Below are 18,520 nucleotides of genomic sequence, written 5' to 3'. Positions count from 1 at the left end.
TTTTGTTCGTCGCGATCAGTTCTTCAACAATCTGCTCGGCAAGTGCGGCTCCTTTTTGGGTGATTTGAACCAAGCGGCTACGCCCCCCTCTCATCGCTGCAAGCAGCGACTGCCGGGCAGTGGGTGGGTCAAGGAGGATGTTCTTGATCGCGTCCAAGAACGCTTGGACAAAGACCCAGCCCAATTGGCGGTCCGCAGCATGACTGTTGAGCATCCCTATGGCACGATAAAATCATGGATGGGGGCGACGCACTTCAAAATGCGAACTCTGAAAAAGGTGGCGACGGAGATGGCGCTGCATGTCCTTGCCTACAACATGACCCGCGTGATGAACATCATGGGCATTCCAGCGATGATCGCTGTGATGAAGGCGTAAAGGGCCTCGTTCGCCTTCTATTTAGCACCGAAACGTCAGGAGGTGCCTGATGTCGCTCTGACCGCCGCCAAGATCCATCAGAACAGCCAAGTTGAAGGTTTTGCGCCGAGATGACGGTGAATGTAAAAAACGGTCCTCGGGACCACATTCAGCAGGGTTTCCACACAGCCTCCGGACTTTGCAGACATTGAGTTTTACGCTCTCGCTGATGCAACATGCGCTTCGCGTGTGCCGCAAGTTTCTCACTGTGATGGATCCCAAATCGCGGAAGCGGTCAATAAATTCGTCAAAACACGTCAGAACTAAACCATACTTTTGCTGCGACTAACATTCCTAGCTAGCGGCTGGCTAAACACCGTATGGGAACTCCCTCACCTTTTTCAATCCAATCGAACGCTCTAGCTCCTAGCAAAAACCGGCATGGATACTCTATGCCAATTGCATTCCAACGACTTAGTGCCGGGTTGGGCCTCGCAGATTGTGAATTCGACACTTGCCCGATTTTGCCAGCGCGAAACGTCTGGTCTGACGAGCCACTCTGCAGCTGACGATAGTGGAGACGAACGGCCTGCATCGATCGGTCGCGATTGACGCCAAGGAAATCCAGTTACCTATTTGTCAAGATGCGGCGGAGATACGAGCCCGTGGGCTTCGGCGTCTGCACGGTCCCAATATGCTATGTAAATGCCGGGTGGTTCCTTATCAGCTGTCATATGCTCGATAATCTGTGGGCTCCGTGTGATGCGTGTGTGGTGCTTTCGCGCCCACTCAAAATGCAACTCGCGTAGACGCGATATTTGCTCTTGGTGCTCGGCGCTTTCTCCAAGATCGTGCAGCTCATCAGGGTCGGATTCCAGATCGAACAGCATCGGACGCATCAACTCGACGTGGACATATTTCCAGCGACCATCAAACACCATCACGAGCCGCGCGTCGCTTTGATCTACATTGACCTCTTGGCGGGCATCGCGCGTGGAATAATCGTATTCAGAAACACAGTAATCGCGCCATGGAACGTCCTGTTCATGCAAAAGCGGAAGCAGGGAACGCCCTTCCATCACATGGGGCTTCGCCTTTCCGCCCAGGAATTCATGAAACGTCGGGGCTAGGTCAATTCCTTCGATCAGTTTGGAGTTTTTCGAGCCGCGTGTGCCATCGGCCTCGGTACGGGGATCATAGACGATCAGCGGAATGCGGGCGGAGCAGTCGTAGAACAAATCCTTTTCGCCCAGCCAGTGATCGCCCATATTGTCGCCGTGATCCGAGCAGAATACGACCATTGTATCCTTCATGCGATCAGATGTTTCGAGATAATCAAGCAGCCGTCCTATGTTGTCATCAAGCTCTTTGATCAAACCCATGTAAACGGGGGCAACCAATTCGCGGACATCTTCGCGCGAGAAGCTTTCGCAGATCCGTGTCTTTTCCCAAGCCTGCATCAAAGGATGTGTATGTTCACCATCGCGCCGATTAACGAGCGGCAAATCATCTTTGGAATACATATCGTTATAGGGTGCTGGTGCCATATAGGGCCAATGAGGTTTGATATAGCTCAGGTGACACAACCAGGGCTCATCCCCTTGAGATTCGATATATTCAATCCCACGCGTCGTAAGCCATGCGGTTTCTGAATGCTCTTTCGGGACACGCGCAGGCAGTGGAGCGTTTTCCAAAAACCAGCCTGATTTCTTTTCTCCATCAGGGCCGATAGACGTGTTGGCCCATTCTTCCCAAGGTGTTTCGCCGTCCATTCCATGTTCGCGCAGGTAGCGCTCGTAATCCTCAGCGTGACGGTTTTTATCAATCGCTGCGTTGGTACCGTCGTCGCGCACAAATTCTTCAAAACCACATTGACTAACCAAAGCGCCAATTGTGCTTTCCGGATCAATCCCGAGGCGCTTCATGCCCTCCTCATCTGGGCGCATATGGGTTTTGCCGACAAGCGTGCTCGTCACGCCGACTTCGCGCAGATGGTCACCTAAAGTAGGCTCGCCCACGCGAAGCGGGAAACCGTTCCACGTCGCGCCATGACTGCGCACATAGCGGCCGGTGTAAAAGCTCATCCGGCTGGGGCCGCAGATAGGCGATTGCACATAAGCACGATCAAATTTCACGCCCTTTGCGGCCAAGCGGTCGATGTTGGGTGTTTCGATATGCTTGGCCCCGTAACAACTGAGGTAGTCCCAGCGCAGTTGGTCAGCCATAATCCAAAGAACATTCATAGATAAGCCTTTCTAATTGCTAACGCGGTGCCATGTAGAGGTTCTCGGATTTGAGGGTTTCGATGTTCACATCTTCGCGTGCCATCGCCCGCTGCACAGCGGGCCGTTCATTGTTAAGCGCAAAGTGACGTTGAATATTTGGGTAAGCGGAACCATCGTAGCCAACTCCTGTGATCCTTGCCCAAACCCAGTAAAGATAGCCGTCAACAATCGACCAATCTGCACCATACCACCACGGGCCTTGCGCAAGCCGCGTCTCAATCATCGCCATGGTTTTATCCATGTCTTTGATCGCAGGAGGGCGGACGATTTCAAACGAAAGCGCCGCATCAGTGATCGTTTTCATCGGCATGGCAATGCGCGTGACAATCGGATGAACAGTGCCCGCGAAAAACGCGAGGTCTGCGGTTTGCTTTAGCTGCTCCAAATTGGTGTAGGTTGCAGGTAAGAGATGTGCTTCGGGAAACTCCGCTGCTAGCCAACTCAGGATAGCGACATTTTCGGTAAGTGGCATACCGTCGATCAAAAGCGTGGGGACCTTTCCCTTTGGGTTGAGCTCCAAAAACTCCTCAGAGTTTTGTTGATTTGCTGCCGTTCTCACCAAGGACGTTTCAAACGAAACCCCTATTTCTTCTAATGCAATCGTCGCGACACGCGCACATGTATTGGGTGCAACAAACAGTATTAGGTCGGGCATTGCATAGAATCCTGATCTGGCTATTAATATCGGTACGAACAAAAAATCGATTTTTGACGGTAAGGCAACTAAATTAGTAAAAAGGAACAGTGTCACTGTCAAAGAAGGTACATCATCTGGGAGGATAATTGATGTCACGAAAGCTACTTGCGGTCCTAGCCGCCGCATCCTGTGTCGGGTCGAGCGCCTTGGCGCAAGGTATTTTGACCGCTGAAACAGCCGCTCCGAATACGACGCCGGGTATTTCGATTATTGCGCTGTCTGAGGCTGCGTCCAAAGCGGGTATCGCCGATATTCAAGTTACTTCTGGTCAAACGCTAACGAATTCGGTCCAGAATGTTGCCGAAGGCAAGACTGACATTGCAGCCGCACCTTTCATCCTTCCATTCTTGATGTCGCGCGGCGTTGGCCCTTATGCGGGACTTGGCGCAGAGGCAGGGGCTGGATTGGCTGACAATCTGGCAGTTCTATACACTTACCGCATCTCCGTTCAGGGGCTTTTTGCCTATGACAGTGCCGGTGTTGCGGGCTGGGATGGACTGGAAGGTAAAACAATCTTCAATGGACCACCGCGCGGAGCAGCACTTACCAATGCACGGCTTTTGGTGAAGACAGTTACCGGCTTAGACGAAGGCACGGGTTATACTGGCGTACAGGTCAATTGGGGACAAGCGGTCAAGACCATTCAAGATGGCTCAGCCGACGCGTTTGTTTTGCCTCAGGCGTTTCCTGATCCACGCGTAACGGCGGCTTTGGCGTCTGGGGACATGACTGTTTTCTCGATGCCTAAAGACGTACATGAAAGCGAAGCTTTCCAGAAAGTTGCCAAGCTTCCGGGTACGGTTGCGTTCAGTATGCCTGTAGCGGAAATGGGCTATGGCGACGGCGTCACTGTCGTTTCCGAGGATGACACTTTCCGCGGTCCTGGTACCGTTGGCGGCGACATCGTCAACGTGACTATGGATTTTGACACAGCGAAAGCACTGACCGCGGCCTTTATCGAAAACATCGGACCTATCTATCACGCCAAGGCATCTTTCATGAACGTTGCGTGGCACGGTGAAACGGATCTTGAGTTGACCGACATGTGCGGCGCGAACCCGATGAAGTACCACCCAGGCGCGGTCGCCGCTTGGGAAGAAGCAGGCTACACGCTGCCCGATTGCTCTAAGTAAACACAAAAAACAAATGGTACAGGCCGCGTGCGTTCTCGCGCGGCCTGTTTCTTGGGGTCGGAATTAATATGTCAAACGCATCCGTTAAGCAGCAAAGCGCTCAAGGCTTCTCTGGGCGATTGCTTTTTATCTTGTCGCTGGCATTGGTGGTCATCGGTTTGATCAACTCCACGCCCGGCATCCCCGGATATGACGATTTTGCCGCCGCTGTTTGGGGTGAAAATGGAACGCGGTTCCGTAAGTTCCCGACTGAATGGTCCTATCCTTTGTTCTTTGCACTGATGATGTGTGTTGTTGTTCTCAAGCATTCAGTGTGGCGCGACTGGGCAGACCGATCTACCTTTCGTCGTGGCTTAGGATTGGCGATGGATGTCGCGCTTGTGGTCATGGCAGCGACAATTTCGATTACTTACTTGGTCGAAATTGAATCGGTTTGCTTGATAGATCAGTTGAACGGTGACCGCGCCCGCTTGATCGCTAAGAGCTTAGCTTCAGCAACTGAGTTCAATGAGAGCCTTGGCCTGCCTGCGCCAACCACAGTCGAGGACCCACAATGCGTCAACACGACTGGAGGTTGGTTGGTGTTGATCGTAGGCGTCGCAGTCATGGTTTTCCTGTTCTACAACGTCAAAGTATGGGGCCTACCTCTGGTGATCGTGGCAATCATTTTTGCGAGCTACACCATCCTTACTGTGCTGGTTTGGTACTTCTACGGCGCCGAGGACATCAACAAATACTTTGTGACCAAACTCGCGGGCGAGCCGCGCATGTTGTCCGATGGGCGGCCACGGGTTCATGATATTCTTGTCAATAATTCGTCCGGCCTGTTGGGTCGCTTTATGGATATCGTCCTAAATACGATATTTCCCTATCTTGTCCTCGGCTCGCTTTTTGGCAATTCAGCTGGCGGTCGCTCTTTGATCAAATTGGCATTCCGCTGGACACGCCACTTACGTGGTGGACCAGCGCATGCGGCCATCGTGTCTTCGGCCATTTTTGGCACCATCTCTGGAGGTCCAATCGTAAACGTGCTCTCGACGGGCGTTCTAACTATTCCGATGATGATCAAACGCGGATTTTCCAAAGTGTTTGCAGGCGGGGTCGAAGCCGCTGCCTCATCTGGTGGATCGATAATGCCCCCTGTGATGGGTGTTGCCGCTTTCGTATTGGCTTCGCTCACGTCCGTTCCATATTCCAGCGTGATCATTGCCGCCATTATTCCAGCAATGGCGTATTTTTTCTGCTTGTTCCTTTCGGCCGTGTTTCAATCGCGCAAGCAAAACATCACCGCCATTGGCAAGATGACCGAAGACATGATCTTAAAGCGTCAGGACTACTTGAACCTCATGATGATCTTCGGGCCGATTGCTGTGATCATGACACTGCTGTTGATCCAGAAAGACGCTGTTGGCTGCGGGTTGTTTGGCGGTCTCTTAGGGGCAGATCGCCTGTTCGTTGACGGGGACTGCGTTATTCAAAACCTGAGCTGGTTTCTACAAGTGGTGCAAAATGCCTCGGGCTCCGCTGGGGCCGCTGGCTGGTGGGCTGTGATGCTTTTGATTGCGCTCTTGTTTCTTGATCCAGACATTCGCGCACGTCCGCGCAAAATCATTGGCGCGCTTTCAGATGCAGGCACACTCATAGCCACGCTTTATTTGATGTTTTTGGCCGTCTCCATCATCGACTTCTGCCTATCTTTCACCGGATTGCCGGTCTTCTTGTCGCTTGATGTGCTGTCTTGGCTTAACACTCTGAACCTAGGTGGGACAGGCTCGGCGTTTCCCCAGTTTGTAGCCTTGCTATTAACGATGTTTTTGGCGGTTTTACTCGGTATGGGGATGCCAGCAGTTCCAGCCTACATCAATGCAGCCCTATTGATGAGCCCTGTGCTGGCCGGTCTCGGCTTGTCGCTGTTCACGGCGCATATGTTCATTTTCTACTTCGCGGTCGCCAGTGCTATAACACCACCCGTCGCCTTAGCGGCCTTCGCAGCAGCGTCGATTACCAAAGCAGAACCCATGGCGACGGGCCTTTCAGCAGTAAAATCCGGCATCGTCATTTTCATCGTACCCTTCGTTTTCGCGTTCCATCCCGAACTACTTCTGATCAATGAGGCGATCTTGGACGCTCAATCACCCACAGGGGCGTTCCTTCCCGGCTATGACGGGCAATTCGAATTTGGTGCTTTTGCACTTTTGATAACGCGTTTGGTTCTCGCGCTTTACCTGCTCTCAAGTGCGCTGGCTGCCTTTGACAAAACGCGATTGGCGATTTGGGAAATCTGCTTGCGATTGATCTTGGCGGTTCTCCTGATGATAAAGCCAGAAGTGATTTGGATCACAGCAACGGCCGTTTCTTTTGTTGTTCTCGTTGTACACGCGCGCCAGCGCGTCGCTCACCTTACCTCGGAGTAAGTATGACCCAAGATGTCGTTATTGTTGGTGCCGGACCTGTCGGCCTTTTGCTTGCGATCTTGCTCGGGCGCGAAGGCAAGGCAGTCACAGTCGTTGAAAAATGGCCTGACATTTATGATCGCCCTCGCGCGGTGACGATAGATGCCGAAGTCGCGCGTATTTTGGCGACCCTTGGTATTAATTGCGACACGGATCCAGCGTTTGAGAACCATAAAGAGCTCTATTACTGGAAGAACGCTGAGCTCAAAGACCTGCAAATCGTCGATTGGAAAAGTCTCGCGCCTTGCGGTTGGCATGTCACCTATTGGTTCAACCAACCAGAATTTGAAGCGCGCCTGATGGATATCGCCAACACGTTTGCTTCCGTCACCCTATTGCGAGGTTGGACAGCGGTAAACTTAAGCCAAGACGCTCAAGGAGCAGAATTGGTGATTGAGAAGGACACATCGTCCCAAACCCTGAATGCGCAATTCATTGTCGGTGCGGATGGGGCTAACAGCTTCGTGCGCGATGCGCTGGAATTGAATGTCATTGATGAAGGCTACTTCTTTGACTGGTTGATCCTTGATATGATCCCTTCTGCTGACTACAAAGTTTCGCCAGCGCAGTGGCAGCTTTGCGACCCTAGACGCCCCACAACGATTGTCCCAGGCGGCCCTGGAAGACGGCGGTGGGAGTTCATGGTGCTGCCTTCGGAAGATAAGAATGAGATTGCCAAAGCCGAATGCGCCTGGCGATTGCTTGAACCATGGGGTCTTACCCCAGACAACTCAGAGCTTGAGCGCAGCGCTGTTTACAGGTTTCAGGCCCGCTATACAGAGCAATGGCTTAAAGGTCGTTGCATGATCGCCGGAGACGCAGCCCACCTTATGCCGCCCTTTGCGGGCGAAGGAATGTGCGCAGGTTTGCGTGATGCAGTCGCGCTAAGTTGGCGGCTTTTGGCGATTTTGGATGGGACATTAAGCGCAAGCATTCTGCAAAGCTACGAATCCGAGCGCATCGCGCACGCCAAACACTACATTCAGTTTAGCCGTGATCTCGGTGATATCATTTGCATCGCGGACCCTGACAAAGCGCTTGAACGCGACGCGCGAATGATGGCCGACCTCGCAGCGCGCAATAATGAACCGATCACTGGCGATTTGGTGAAGCTAGGTTATGGCATTTGGTGCGAAGACACGCCAACCGCGGGTGAGCTTTCACCGCAAGGCATGGTTGAGTTTAATGGCAATACTGGCCACTTCGACCAGGCCGTTGAGCAAGGTTGGGTGATCTTGACCTTTGAGCGACCAACAGAGGGCTTGCTGAATGACGCCCAAATGGAGGCCTTTGCAAAACTCGGCGGGCGCTTGCTCTCCCTCGGATCTGAAGGCTGCGATGTAAGAGCCCTGGATACCAGCTACGACGATTGGTTCGCTCCGATTGGAGCGCAATACGCAATCATACGTCCTGATTTTTATGTGGCGGCTACAGCCAGCACACCAGAGAGTCTTGCGACTTGTTTTGATACTATTCTCGAGCGAATGGGTCTTGAGCCTAGATAGCTACTTTGAGATCTTCACCGACCCCGTCAGTGGATGTGTTTTGCCACGTATGCGCCAGTTGTTTGATAGTGCGATACTAAAAGCTGGTTTGCAGTCTCAAAGTCATTGGCGAGAACGGCATTTAGTATCTGCTGGTGTTCATCGCCAATCTTGCGACCCTCATAGCCGGACGTGCGGGCAGCGATGTAACGATATCTGATGTTCAAATCGTAAAGCTGGCTGCAAAACCCCATGAGTAGAGGTGAGCGGCAATTATCAATTAGACCCATATGAAAAGTCTTATGTAATTCTTCAAAGATATTGTGAGGTCCCAAACTCGCACGGGTCATGCGATGATGCTTTAAGAGCAACTGTTCAGCCCAGTCTTCTGACATATTGTTCAGACTTTGACGCAGAGCCATGCTTTCCAGCTCGCAACGCAGGGTTAGAATTTCTTGGAAATTCTCGCGACTTGTTTCGGCGGCTCTGAATCCGCGTTGATCGAGCCTTACGACCAGTTGATCAGAGGTCAAAAGGCTGAGTGCTTCGCGCACGGGCGACGCACCAACACTTAGTTTCTCGCGCAGCACATTGATTTTAAGTTTTTCACCAGGGGCAAGCTCACCTGTTAGGATCAGCTCGCGCAGCTTGTCATACACAAGCTGCGTCACAGAGTTGTCTGACGCGTTCTTATCTGGCCCAAGGTGTTTGTTCATGAAGGGTGCCTAACCTGCCTTCACTGCGGCGACAATGTTTGCGAACTCTTCATTGCTCAGAACGTCACGCTTCGCGATGCCTGCGGCCTTCACTTCGTTTAGAATGGCAGCAATCTTGTCGTCTTCGAGCTCGCCCATGCCCAGTTCACCCATTTTGTAGATGATGGATGCCTTGCCAGACTTTTTCCCAAGAACAACTTCACCAACTTTACCTGTCAGGGACGGGTGAGTTGCGAACATGACAAGCGGGTCGTTCATCACATAGTTGATACCAATGCCGGACTCGCGGATGAAATTGCCGTGACCCAATACAGGTTTGTTGCGCGCGATAGGGATGTTGGATTTCTCCGCGATCATCTGCGCAAGCTCGGGAATTTTGTCGAGTTTATACTGCGTGTCATAGCCATAAAGCAGATGCAGGCCCATCATCAACTCTTCCAAAGCTGCGTTTCCTGTGCGCTCCCCCAGACCGTTAGCACAGCTGTGCACGCAGACCGCGCCAGCGGTGACAGCGGCTAGTTCGGTGGCAACGCCCATACCAAAATCGTTGTGAGTGTGGATTTCAATCGGCAAGCCAGTCATATCATTGACCCAACGCACCATGTGCTTGATCGCTTCTGGCGTGGCGCAGCCCATCGTATCAACGATCCCGATTGAATCAGGCGGCGCATTGTCCATGATGTAGTTACAGAGATTGGTCAGGTCATCTTTGCGTGCGCGCGTCGTGTCGTAGGGAAAGAACAGGGCGTGAAGACCATTCTCTCGGGCATAGTTGATAATGGGAGCCGTCTTTTCGGCAACATCTTTCCATGTCCAACCGAATTGGGTGACGAGCTTAGGATAGCCAATTGGAACTTCGATTACGACGCCGTCTGCGCCGCATTCCAAGGCCAAATCTATGTCTTTCTTCATCGCACGTGCGAATGTGAAAATTTTGGACTTCAGGCCTAGCTTGGAAATTTCTTTTATCGCCGTCTGGTCCATCTCGGACACAGCAGGCATCCCCGCTTCAATTCGATCTACACCCAGTTCATCGAGCTTTGTTGCGATCTCGATTTTGTCATCGACGGAGAACACAACGCCCGGTGTTTGCTCGCCGTCGCGCAGCGTTGCGTCGTGGATCTCAACCTTTTCAGGGAGCAAGAGCCCTTCACGGACAGAAGATTCAAAATTGTAAGGGCTTACCCACCATTTGCCGTCTTCCAAGTGTGTTTCGCGCATGTCGCTTCCTTCCAGTACGGATAATTCTAAGGTTCAGAGATTTTATGTGTCAGAGACGAGAACGAAATCGAAATCGACTTTGAAATAGGGTGATGTGACTGCTGCTTTCGCTTCGAGGTCATCGGGTAGCGCATCCATGTCGGTGCTCTCGACGTAATCCATGATTAAGTCTTCGCGCACCCCAAACACAGCGTCTGAATTGAGGTATGGATCGCCATTCGCGAAAACCTCAGTGACCAATGATTTGTAACCCTCGACCTGCACGATGAAGTGCAAATGGGATGGACGCCATGGGGTACGTCCAGTCGCACGGAACAACTCTCCAACGGGGCCGTCATCCGGCACTTTATAAGGTGCAGGTTTGACCGTCGTCATGGCATAACGGCCATCCGCGCCAGTTGTCATTGAACAGCATAGATTGAAATCGTTTTGGTCGCCATCTTGGCTATAGTACAAGCCATTTTCAGCAGTTTGCCACAACTCGATAACAGCGCCTTCAATCGGAGAGCCGTCTGTGCCTTTGACATATCCCTCAACCACGACGGTCGTGCCATCGTTGTCTTTCTTGATATCACCGCCGACTGGGATCATTGGCGCACCAACGGAATGGAAGGGGCCAAGCACGCTGGAGGATGTGCCCTCGTGCTGCGAGCCTATCATATCCACCAGAGACGATAGGCCCGTTACATCAGAGATCAACACAAACTCATTGCGCTCATCGTCAGAAATAATCCCAGCGTCTGTCACAAACTTGAGACCGCGCGCCCATTCAGCGTGCGTAAGTTGGGTTTCTTTAGCGAATGCGTGTAAATGCTCGACCATCTTTGTCAGCACAAACATCGTGCGCGGATCGGTATCGTCGCCGCAGTAATCCAAAAACGCTTGGGTGATGGTGTCAATCGAGACGTCTTTCATGTGTGAAAGCTCCTTGGTGCTACAGCAAAGCGGTGGATAGAATTGGGTATTGGATCAGAATGATCAAAACCGCCAGCATAATGACTGCGAAGGGGAAGGAGCCTAAGAAGACATCCTTCAAGCTGATATTGGGATCGTTCAAAGTGCTTTTGATTACAAAGCAGGAAATTCCGAGCGGGGGCGTCAGCAGACCAATTTCAGCACCAATAACAGTGATAATGCCAAACCAAACAAGACTAAGGCCCATGCCTTCAATCAGGGTGATAAAGAGGGGTACAACGATTAGAATAATCGATGCCGTATCCAACAGCGTGCCAAGTACGAGCATCATCAGCACGTAAATGAGCATTATGTGGAAAAACGACAAATCCCATTCTTGCAACAACGCATCAAGATGGTTGGGCAGACCTGCAAAGCCAAGCATACGGCTGTAGAAGGAGGCCATCGTGATAAGTAGTAGGATTGCCGCGGTGATGTGGCCAGTCTCAACCAAGGTGGACCAGAAACCCTGCCAAGAAATAGAGCGACGCAAGAGCGCAATAATCAAAGCGAGCGACGCGCCAGCGGCACCGGCTTCGACAGGGGTTAGCCAACCCGTATAAATCCCACCCAGCACCAACACGATCAGCGCGATAACAGGCCAAGCTTTGTTGAACATCTCGGACCTGTCGAGCGCGGGCATATCGTCCGCACGGATATCTTTGCCAATGTAGGACGGCCACAGACGCGCCATTGCGTAAATCGCTACGATATATGCGGCTGTCAGGATCAGGCCGGGAATGATCCCAGCTAAAAACATGTCCCCAACAGATTGTTCTGACACAAATGAATAGATGATCAGCATTGCAGACGGCGGAATGATCATGCCCAAGACTGATGACCCCGCAACAACGCCGACGGCGAAGCGCTTGTTGTAGTTGTAGCGCAACATTTCCGGAACAGAGATTTTTGTGAAAACGCTGGCAGAAGCGATAGAAGACCCTGTGATCGCGGCAAACACAGCATTTGCGCCAACAGTCGCCATGCCGATACCCGCAAGGACTTTTCGGAATGCGGAATTCATCACATCATAAATATCGCGCCCGAGTCCGGCTTTGGAGACAAGTAGCCCCATAAGGGTAAATAACGGAATTGTCGCAAAGTTGTATTCTGTAACGCCATCCCCAACGGCAACTTTCAAGAAGTTGAACGCTAGAATGGATTTGCCGGACATTATCCAAACGGAGACAAAGGAGACCAGTCCGAGCGCGATTGGAATATAGAGCCCAAGATAGACCAAAATAACAATCGCAAAGACGGACAACATTCCAATTTCAACAGGACCCATAGTCGTAAATCACCCAGCCTTGTTTGGCGCGAATGTATCTTCGCCCAAGAGAGTTTTGAAAAGGAAGATTACCGCAGCAAGCGCACATCCAAAAGCAATCGCGAGACGCACAGGCCACCAAGGCGCTTGGAGGATACCGGGCGTGCCAAAGTAGTCACATCGTTGCAGCCCAGTCATAAAGTCAGTCCAAATCTGCCCTGTCGGTGCAGGTCCAAATTCGGGTTGTGTGAAGAAATGACAGCTTTCAAAGCTTTCAGTGAATTCTGGCCAAACCGTCCAAACAATCATGCACATGAAGATGAAAGAAATGCCGTTCAGGATCCGGCCAAGTGCCCCGCCGGCTTTTGGCATATGATGCCGTAAAACACCCAAAAAGCCGTCAGAACGCGTTAGCCGTCCAGTGCGAACAACATCGGGAAGTTGCAGAAAAACGATCAAAGCGAGCGAGAAGATGACAACTTCTACAACGCCTCTGAACGGAGCATTGAACAGGTTGCGCGAAATCACATCGACATTCATGACAGCAACTAATGCGAGCAGCACGAATGCACCGCTCACATTGGCCGCAATAGCAATCGCCACGACTAAATTTTGAATTTTTTGTAAACCCGTGACGATCATGATCCTAAGACCTCTCAATGCTCTGATTAGTTGAGCTCTGCTGCCCAATCACGCAAAGGCGAAAACCCAGCTGCTTTTAGCTTGTCCATATAAGCCACCAGCATCGCTGAGCCTGGCGCGCCCGTACTGTCGAGCTTCTTCGCCCAATCAACAGCGATATTTGGCATGCTGTCTGCCCAAGCTTGGCGCTCGTCTGCAGTCATCTCAACAACGGTGCCACCGCCATCAACATAGGCTTTCAAAGATGCGTCCGCGCGGTCCATCGCGATAGAAGCGACATGATCACGGTACTCAACAGCGACCGTTTGCAACACGCCTTTGACTTCGTCAGGAAGTCCTGCCCAATAGTCAGCATTCACAGTTACAGTTTTAGAGTTCACAGCGCCAAGATCAGCTTTGAGCATATAAGGTGCTACTTCAGCGATTTTGAAAGTTTTCGCGGCTTCTGGCCAGAGCATCGCAGCGTCAACAACACCTGTTTGGATCATGTTGTAGAAGTTTGGCAAACCACCACGAACACCCGCTGCACCTTTGATCCCTTCAAGATACCGCAAGTTGTAGCCTGCGCCTGCAACCTTTTGACCTTCCAGATCTGCAAGGGAGTTGATCGGCGTTTTGGAGAACATTTGATAAGTGTCCAGAACAACACCTGTTGCCAAGTAAACTTGGTTCTCAGCTGCCAATTCCGCATTCATCTGAGGGAATTCTTTGGCGATTTCGTCAACCGCTTTGGCGACGACGCGTGCATCGGCTGCGATAAACGGTGTGACCGCCGAGATGCCTTGTGATGGCAAAGCAGAGCTATGGAAAATTGTCGTGACAATACCAATGTCACCAAGACCAAGTTTGATCCCTTCGAGAACGCCACGTGGCTTTACGATCTGGCCACCGTAGGCTTCTTGCCAGTTGATCTTGTAGTTGCCGGATTTTTCCAACTCTTCGTTTACACGAGGAATGAAAAAGCCTGAGAATTCTTTGACCCACATCGAGCGATCAGGATAGCCGTCGATGGCTGTCATGTCGATCATCTCTTGCGCCGAAGCGGCCCCGCTTAACGCAGTGGTCAGTCCAAGTGCCATGCTCGTGGCAAGCGCGATACGTCTTGTGAATTTCATGTTTATTCCTCCCAGAATGGTTCAGTTATCCGGCTTTGTGCCAGTCTTCGTTGATGACGGTCCCAGCGCTGCGAAAGAGTTTCGCAAGGGGGCAAAATTTTGCAACTTCAACAGCGACTTGCTGTAACTCTCCAAGCGTTGCGGCTCCGTTGGAGACAATTGTTAGGTCGATTGCCTCAAAGGGAATATCTATTTCTTCCGCCAAAGTGACACCTAAGCGATTGAAACGGCACTTCGCGGAAATTTGCAGATGACCAATATCGATCCCCAACTTAGCAGCGCATTTGTGTCCTATAACGTTGGTGCAGCCCACAAGCGCGCTCAGGGCCGTATCGGTCGGGGTAAATCCCTTGTTGGTTCCTCCGCGCTCTGTTGGTTCATCGATAAACTGAACCAAATCACGCGTTGCGACTTCTGCCAAAGAGTGTGAGGGACAGTCTGCATCGACCTTCAAAGTCACCGAGGTTTTCATTTTCATTGCCACTTAGCGGCCCCTTTTAGGTCAAACTATCTTGCAAACGTCATCGAATTCGAACCGTGGAAGCCTTTGAAACAGCGCAGTTTCATCAGCGTAGCCGAGGTTACAGAGGAAATTCGATTTCACAGTTGTGCCGTCAAAAAATTCTTGGTCGACAACAGCATTGTCAAAGCCGGAGATGGCACCAACATCTAAACCTATCGCGCGTGCCGCAATCATGAAATACGCACCTTGCAAGGTTGAGTTACGAAAAGCTGTGTCTTCAATGTGTTGTGTTTTGCCTTCAAAGAAATGACGACGATCTTCGTGAGGAAACAACTTTGGTAGTTCGGTCCAGAAACCAGTGTCATAGGCGATGATCGCTGTGACCGGAGCCGACATTACTTTCGGCACATTCGCAGGCTTCAATGACTTCGCTAGCTTGTCCTTGCCTTCATCCGATCTCACAAAAACGATCCGAACAGGGCATGTGTTCATGCTCGTTGGGCCCATCTTCGAAATATCGAAAATTTCTGTGAGCTGCTCATCAGAAACAGGGCGATCTTGCCACGCATAGTGCGACCTAGCGCCGGTCAGAATAAGATCGATCTGGTCTGCACTAAGCGCCGTTAACTTCTGTCGAACTGCAATAACGTCATCTTGTGCGTCGCTTCTTGTTTTGTCCAATGCACTTGTCTCGCTCATGTCACCCTCAGAATCATTTGAAGTTACAATAAGTGATTTTTTTCAGATCCGTCCAATAAAATCGACTTTTGACAATTACATTCAAAAATATCATATTTTAAGGTGATGCTAGAGGGAGAAAACTAATGCCATCATGGAATGAATACAAAGCAGAAGCAAAGTCTCGCGGGGCGCTTGCGATGGAACTTTTTGTTGTACGTACCAAGCCGACGGGCGACATGGCATTAGTGAAGTCAACGCTTCCTGCGCATTTGGACTATCAAAAACAGGTCGAAGCCGCAGGCGGTCTTGTGATGGCTGGGCCGGTTTCCGATGCATCCGGCGAAATGATGGAAGCCGAGGGGATGATCATTTACCGCGCCGCTGATCTGGATGCAGCTCGTGCGTTGGCAGACGGCGATCCGATGCATTCCACAGGTGCACGCAGCTACGACATTCGCAAGTGGCTGGTAAATGAAGGTTCGCTCAGTTTTACGGTCTCGCTGTCGTCGCAATCTGTTTCGGTAGAATAAGAAGGATTAAACACTCCAATGCAGCGCAACAAATTTCTTCCCGAGATTTTGACAACACTGTTTGATCGAAACCGTGGAACGAGAACCGACGACGATGCGCGTGATATCTTCACGCTTTGCTATGCATTGATTGCACAGGAGGGCGAAGTTTCGGGGATAAAAATTGCGGAGATTATCCTCGCGCGCTACCGTGTCTTTGACGATGCTGCAAAGCTCAGTTTCTTTCAATTTATCAATGACGCTTTGGACATTGATCCTGAGCATTTGGCAGAAAGTGCGCGCCAATATGCGCAAAGTGGGACCTTGGAAGACTATGAAACCGTATATAATGCCTCCGTAACCAAACGTCTTAAATTTTTGCGTCGCCTGAACCAACCCAGCGGTGCGACCGCTGATTTAGTTGCTATGCGTGTTGATTTACTGCGGCTTACCAAGTCCGACCCTGACCTGAGGCGCACAGATCTAGATTTTTCCCGTTTGCTGCGCAGCTGGTTCAATCATGGGTTCCTTGTTCTAAAACAAATTGATTGGGCGGCACCTGCCTCTTTGTTGGATAAAATTGTGGCCTATGAAGCGGTGCATGAGATTGACGATTTAGATGATTTACGTCGTCGTTTGACCCCACCTGATCGACGTTGCTTTGCTTTCTTTCACCCTTCGATGCCAGACGAGCCTTTGATCTTTGTCGAGGTGGCTCTGAGTGATCACATACCTGACTCCGTGGATAAAGTCCTGTCAGAGGAGCGCGTTCCGATAACGCCTGATCAGGCCCGTTCAGCAGTATTTTATTCGATTTCAAATTGTCAAAAAGGCTTGGCTGGCATTAGTTTCGGCAACTTGCTGATCAAGCAAGTCGCAAAACAGCTCTTGCTGGAAATGCCACATCTGTCCCATTTGGTCACTCTCTCGCCAATCCCGCGGATGAATGCTTGGCTCACGACATTGCAGGAAGACACAGAGGTTGGCCACATCGCGATCGCAATCCTTGAGGGAACTGCGACGGACTCAGACGTTCGTATTATGACAGCACGATATTTGCTGGAGGCAAAGCGCGACGGCGGTGCTCCACTAGATCCCGTCGCACGTTTTCACCTCGGCAACGGCGCGGAAATCTTCAATGTACACGCGGGCGCAGATAGTTCGCGCAATGGTCGCGCCCAATCAAGCGGAGCAATGGTGAATTATCTCTACGAACTGAAACAAATTGAAAGCAATCACGAAGAATTCGCTCTGCGCGGCAAGATCGCAGCGTCAAAAACAATCATGGCACTGATCAAGTCGGCGTTAAGCCCGAAATCGAGCGAGAACGCCTGACCCGAGCGGAAAAGGTGTCCGCCGTGTTTGCTACCTTGGCGTGACGCAATACCCAGCGCGCGGGAAATGGACGCAGACGTCACCAGTTTCTTCAGAGCTCCGCTCGATCGCGATTGTATACGCATTTGCAAAACGTACTTTGCCTTCAACAGGTTGCTCACCACCATCAAGATCTGGACTGACACTTACTGTCATTCCAACGCTCAAGCCTTGCGGTTCATTTGGTGCAACGCCAACTTCTGACGAAGGCATGTTCGCTTTCGCGAGCGCGATTGCCTCTTCGCCGCTCATCGCGAGCGACGTCCCATGTCCGAGCGCTTTCACGTTTTCTTCCCAACGCAACAAGTCTGAGAATTCTGACAACATCGCGGGGCCACCACTCCAGCGTCCGCGAATGAACCAAACTGCGTAATAAATTTGTGCGTCAATTGCTGCGGGATTGGAACCTAGCAGGAAGGATCGCCCGTCTTTCAAATGCGTATTGACCCAAGTCAAAGGCGCTCGAAGTTGTGCGACTAGGTGAGGCAATCGCGCGTTCGCGTTCTTGAGACCTTCCACCCAATCCTCACCAAGATACAAACGTCCTCGATCTTCTGCGAAATCCTCGGGAAGGCTATCGCCAGCCGATCCAAGAATAAGTTTCACAGTCAATGTGAACATTTCCCCATCGGTGTAGCGGCTGAGACACCACATCAAACCACGTTCGTCGGTCGGCATGAACGTGGGCGTCGGGTAACGGCGGTCCAATTCATGTAGAATGCACTGGCTGTCACAATAGATGTCAGCTCCGATTTGCATGACAGGTGTGCGTCTGTAACCACCTGTCAACGCCGTGAGCAACGGCTTTGGTGGCAGGCGCGGGATCTCCACATCACGCCAAGACAGGTTGTTGATGCCAAAAGCCACACGTACTTTTTCTGCTACCGGAGATTGGGGGTAATTATGAAAAACGATCTCTGTCATCTGGTGCTTCTTTCTACATTTTTCGGCAGCTTGAATGCTAAGTTGAATGTATATGACATTGCTTTGATTTATGATGAAAGTCTCAAGGTGATCGACTCAAAAAACAACTTGCATTAATGGGGGCATCCACAGACGTGTATTTGATCTTCTCGCGGCGATCTGCGTGAATGGCCGGTTCTCCCGCTGCGCGGCGGCACGGATTTTCTCGCTCACGCAGCACAAAATACGGATTCACACATTGGGCTCT

17 protein-coding genes are annotated in these 18,520 nt (G+C 51.3%); 6 read left to right on the top strand and 11 right to left on the bottom strand.

The features are described from left to right. Positions 1–376: transposase (locus QZ279_RS14285; RefSeq protein WP_293452045.1), on the top strand; the 376-nt coding region annotated here is incomplete at its 5' end. A 611-nt stretch (positions 377–987) separates the two neighbouring features. Here QZ279_RS14285 and QZ279_RS14280 read toward each other — a convergent pair. Both QZ279_RS14280 and QZ279_RS14275 read right to left on the bottom strand, forming a co-directional pair. After that, positions 988–2,598, bottom strand: a complete 1,611-nt coding sequence (locus tag QZ279_RS14280; RefSeq protein WP_293452043.1) for an alkaline phosphatase family protein — start codon at positions 2,596–2,598, stop codon at positions 988–990. Between the two features lie 19 nt (positions 2,599–2,617). Then, positions 2,618–3,295, bottom strand: a complete 678-nt coding sequence (locus QZ279_RS14275) for a glutathione S-transferase family protein (protein ID WP_293452041.1) — start codon at positions 3,293–3,295, stop codon at positions 2,618–2,620. A gap of 131 nt (positions 3,296–3,426) precedes the next feature. Between QZ279_RS14275 and QZ279_RS14270 the strand changes: the two genes are divergently transcribed. The 3 genes from QZ279_RS14270 (at position 3,427) to QZ279_RS14260 (ending at position 8,428) form a co-directional block, all read left to right on the top strand. Next, positions 3,427–4,470, top strand: a complete 1,044-nt coding sequence (locus QZ279_RS14270) for a TAXI family TRAP transporter solute-binding subunit (protein ID WP_293452039.1) — start codon at positions 3,427–3,429, stop codon at positions 4,468–4,470. A gap of 68 nt (positions 4,471–4,538) precedes the next feature. Next, positions 4,539–6,884 (top strand): TRAP transporter fused permease subunit, encoded by a 2,346-nt coding sequence (locus QZ279_RS14265; protein WP_293452037.1) that lies wholly within the window; start codon positions 4,539–4,541, stop codon positions 6,882–6,884. A gap of 2 nt (positions 6,885–6,886) precedes the next feature. Continuing rightward, on the top strand, positions 6,887–8,428 hold the full coding sequence (locus QZ279_RS14260) for a bifunctional 3-(3-hydroxy-phenyl)propionate/3-hydroxycinnamic acid hydroxylase (protein ID WP_293452035.1): 1,542 nt from the start codon (positions 6,887–6,889) through the stop codon (positions 8,426–8,428). Between the two features lie 26 nt (positions 8,429–8,454). On the opposite strand, the gene QZ279_RS14255 is transcribed toward QZ279_RS14260, so the two are convergent. Genes QZ279_RS14255 through QZ279_RS14220 form a run of 8 tightly spaced genes read right to left on the bottom strand, consistent with a single transcriptional unit; the run spans position 8,455 to position 15,484 of the window. Beyond that, positions 8,455–9,123, bottom strand: a complete 669-nt coding sequence (locus tag QZ279_RS14255; RefSeq protein ID WP_293452033.1) for a GntR family transcriptional regulator — start codon at positions 9,121–9,123, stop codon at positions 8,455–8,457. Positions 9,124–9,132: 9 nt separating this feature from the next. Next, the gene (locus tag QZ279_RS14250) at positions 9,133–10,344 is read right to left on the bottom strand and encodes a 2-isopropylmalate synthase (protein WP_293452031.1); all 1,212 of its coding nucleotides are present in this window, start codon (positions 10,342–10,344) and stop codon (positions 9,133–9,135) included. Positions 10,345–10,386: 42 nt separating this feature from the next. Then, the gene (locus QZ279_RS14245) at positions 10,387–11,259 is read right to left on the bottom strand and encodes a dioxygenase (protein ID WP_293452029.1); all 873 of its coding nucleotides are present in this window, start codon (positions 11,257–11,259) and stop codon (positions 10,387–10,389) included. A 19-nt stretch (positions 11,260–11,278) separates the two neighbouring features. Further along, positions 11,279–12,586 carry a TRAP transporter large permease gene (locus QZ279_RS14240; RefSeq protein ID WP_293452027.1) on the bottom strand — a complete coding sequence of 436 codons (1,308 nt, stop codon included), beginning with the start codon at positions 12,584–12,586 and terminating at the stop codon, positions 11,279–11,281. A gap of 9 nt (positions 12,587–12,595) precedes the next feature. Beyond that, positions 12,596–13,207 (bottom strand): TRAP transporter small permease, encoded by a 612-nt coding sequence (locus QZ279_RS14235; protein WP_293452025.1) that lies wholly within the window; start codon positions 13,205–13,207, stop codon positions 12,596–12,598. A gap of 26 nt (positions 13,208–13,233) precedes the next feature. Next, complete coding sequence (locus QZ279_RS14230) at positions 13,234–14,322, bottom strand: C4-dicarboxylate TRAP transporter substrate-binding protein (protein WP_293452023.1); 1,089 nt, start codon at positions 14,320–14,322, stop codon at positions 13,234–13,236. 25 nt (positions 14,323–14,347) lie between these two features. After that, positions 14,348–14,800: an OsmC family protein gene (locus QZ279_RS14225; RefSeq protein ID WP_293452047.1), complete on the bottom strand. Its 453-nt coding sequence runs from the start codon at positions 14,798–14,800 to the stop codon at positions 14,348–14,350. 24 nt (positions 14,801–14,824) lie between these two features. Beyond that, complete coding sequence (locus tag QZ279_RS14220; protein ID WP_293452021.1) at positions 14,825–15,484, bottom strand: malonic semialdehyde reductase; 660 nt, start codon at positions 15,482–15,484, stop codon at positions 14,825–14,827. 125 nt (positions 15,485–15,609) lie between these two features. On the opposite strand from QZ279_RS14220, the gene QZ279_RS14215 reads away from it, so the two are divergent. After that, entirely contained in the window at positions 15,610–15,996 is a 387-nt protein-coding gene (locus tag QZ279_RS14215) for a YciI family protein (protein WP_293452019.1), read from the top strand. An 18-nt stretch (positions 15,997–16,014) separates the two neighbouring features. Continuing rightward, a complete protein-coding gene (locus QZ279_RS14210; protein WP_293452017.1) occupies positions 16,015–17,310 on the top strand; it encodes a malonyl-CoA decarboxylase family protein in 1,296 nt (431 codons plus the stop codon). Positions 17,311–17,340: 30 nt separating this feature from the next. Here QZ279_RS14210 and QZ279_RS14205 read toward each other — a convergent pair whose 3' ends face one another. Then, complete coding sequence (locus QZ279_RS14205; RefSeq protein WP_293452015.1) at positions 17,341–18,273, bottom strand: glutathione S-transferase family protein; 933 nt, start codon at positions 18,271–18,273, stop codon at positions 17,341–17,343. Positions 18,274–18,520 lie beyond the last annotated feature (247 nt).

The sequence above is a fragment of the Planktotalea sp. genome (assembly GCF_018607965.1).
GTDB lineage: Bacteria > Pseudomonadota > Alphaproteobacteria > Rhodobacterales > Rhodobacteraceae > Planktotalea.
Note: the sequence above shows the minus strand (reverse complement) of the source record. Positions and strands in the feature narration are given on the sequence as shown.

Excerpts from the sequence above, each read along its gene's own strand:
- QZ279_RS14215 (WP_293452019.1), top strand. The coding sequence starts at position 15,610 with ATGCCATCATGGAATGAATACAAAGCAGAAGCAAAGTCTCGCGGGGCG.
- QZ279_RS14235 (WP_293452025.1), bottom strand. The coding sequence starts at position 13,207 with ATGATCGTCACGGGTTTACAAAAAATTCAAAATTTAGTCGTGGCGATT.
- QZ279_RS14255 (WP_293452033.1), bottom strand. The coding sequence starts at position 9,123 with ATGAACAAACACCTTGGGCCAGATAAGAACGCGTCAGACAACTCTGTG.
- QZ279_RS14275 (WP_293452041.1), bottom strand. The coding sequence starts at position 3,295 with ATGCCCGACCTAATACTGTTTGTTGCACCCAATACATGTGCGCGTGTC.
- QZ279_RS14205 (WP_293452015.1), bottom strand. The coding sequence starts at position 18,273 with ATGACAGAGATCGTTTTTCATAATTACCCCCAATCTCCGGTAGCAGAA.
- QZ279_RS14270 (WP_293452039.1), top strand. The coding sequence starts at position 3,427 with ATGTCACGAAAGCTACTTGCGGTCCTAGCCGCCGCATCCTGTGTCGGG.
- QZ279_RS14220 (WP_293452021.1), bottom strand. The coding sequence starts at position 15,484 with ATGAGCGAGACAAGTGCATTGGACAAAACAAGAAGCGACGCACAAGAT.
- QZ279_RS14240 (WP_293452027.1), bottom strand. The coding sequence starts at position 12,586 with ATGGGTCCTGTTGAAATTGGAATGTTGTCCGTCTTTGCGATTGTTATT.
- QZ279_RS14265 (WP_293452037.1), top strand. The coding sequence starts at position 4,539 with ATGTCAAACGCATCCGTTAAGCAGCAAAGCGCTCAAGGCTTCTCTGGG.
- QZ279_RS14280 (WP_293452043.1), bottom strand. The coding sequence starts at position 2,598 with ATGAATGTTCTTTGGATTATGGCTGACCAACTGCGCTGGGACTACCTC.
- QZ279_RS14210 (WP_293452017.1), top strand. The coding sequence starts at position 16,015 with ATGCAGCGCAACAAATTTCTTCCCGAGATTTTGACAACACTGTTTGAT.
- QZ279_RS14250 (WP_293452031.1), bottom strand. The coding sequence starts at position 10,344 with ATGCGCGAAACACACTTGGAAGACGGCAAATGGTGGGTAAGCCCTTAC.
- QZ279_RS14225 (WP_293452047.1), bottom strand. The coding sequence starts at position 14,800 with ATGAAAATGAAAACCTCGGTGACTTTGAAGGTCGATGCAGACTGTCCC.
- QZ279_RS14260 (WP_293452035.1), top strand. The coding sequence starts at position 6,887 with ATGACCCAAGATGTCGTTATTGTTGGTGCCGGACCTGTCGGCCTTTTG.
- QZ279_RS14230 (WP_293452023.1), bottom strand. The coding sequence starts at position 14,322 with ATGAAATTCACAAGACGTATCGCGCTTGCCACGAGCATGGCACTTGGA.
- QZ279_RS14245 (WP_293452029.1), bottom strand. The coding sequence starts at position 11,259 with ATGAAAGACGTCTCGATTGACACCATCACCCAAGCGTTTTTGGATTAC.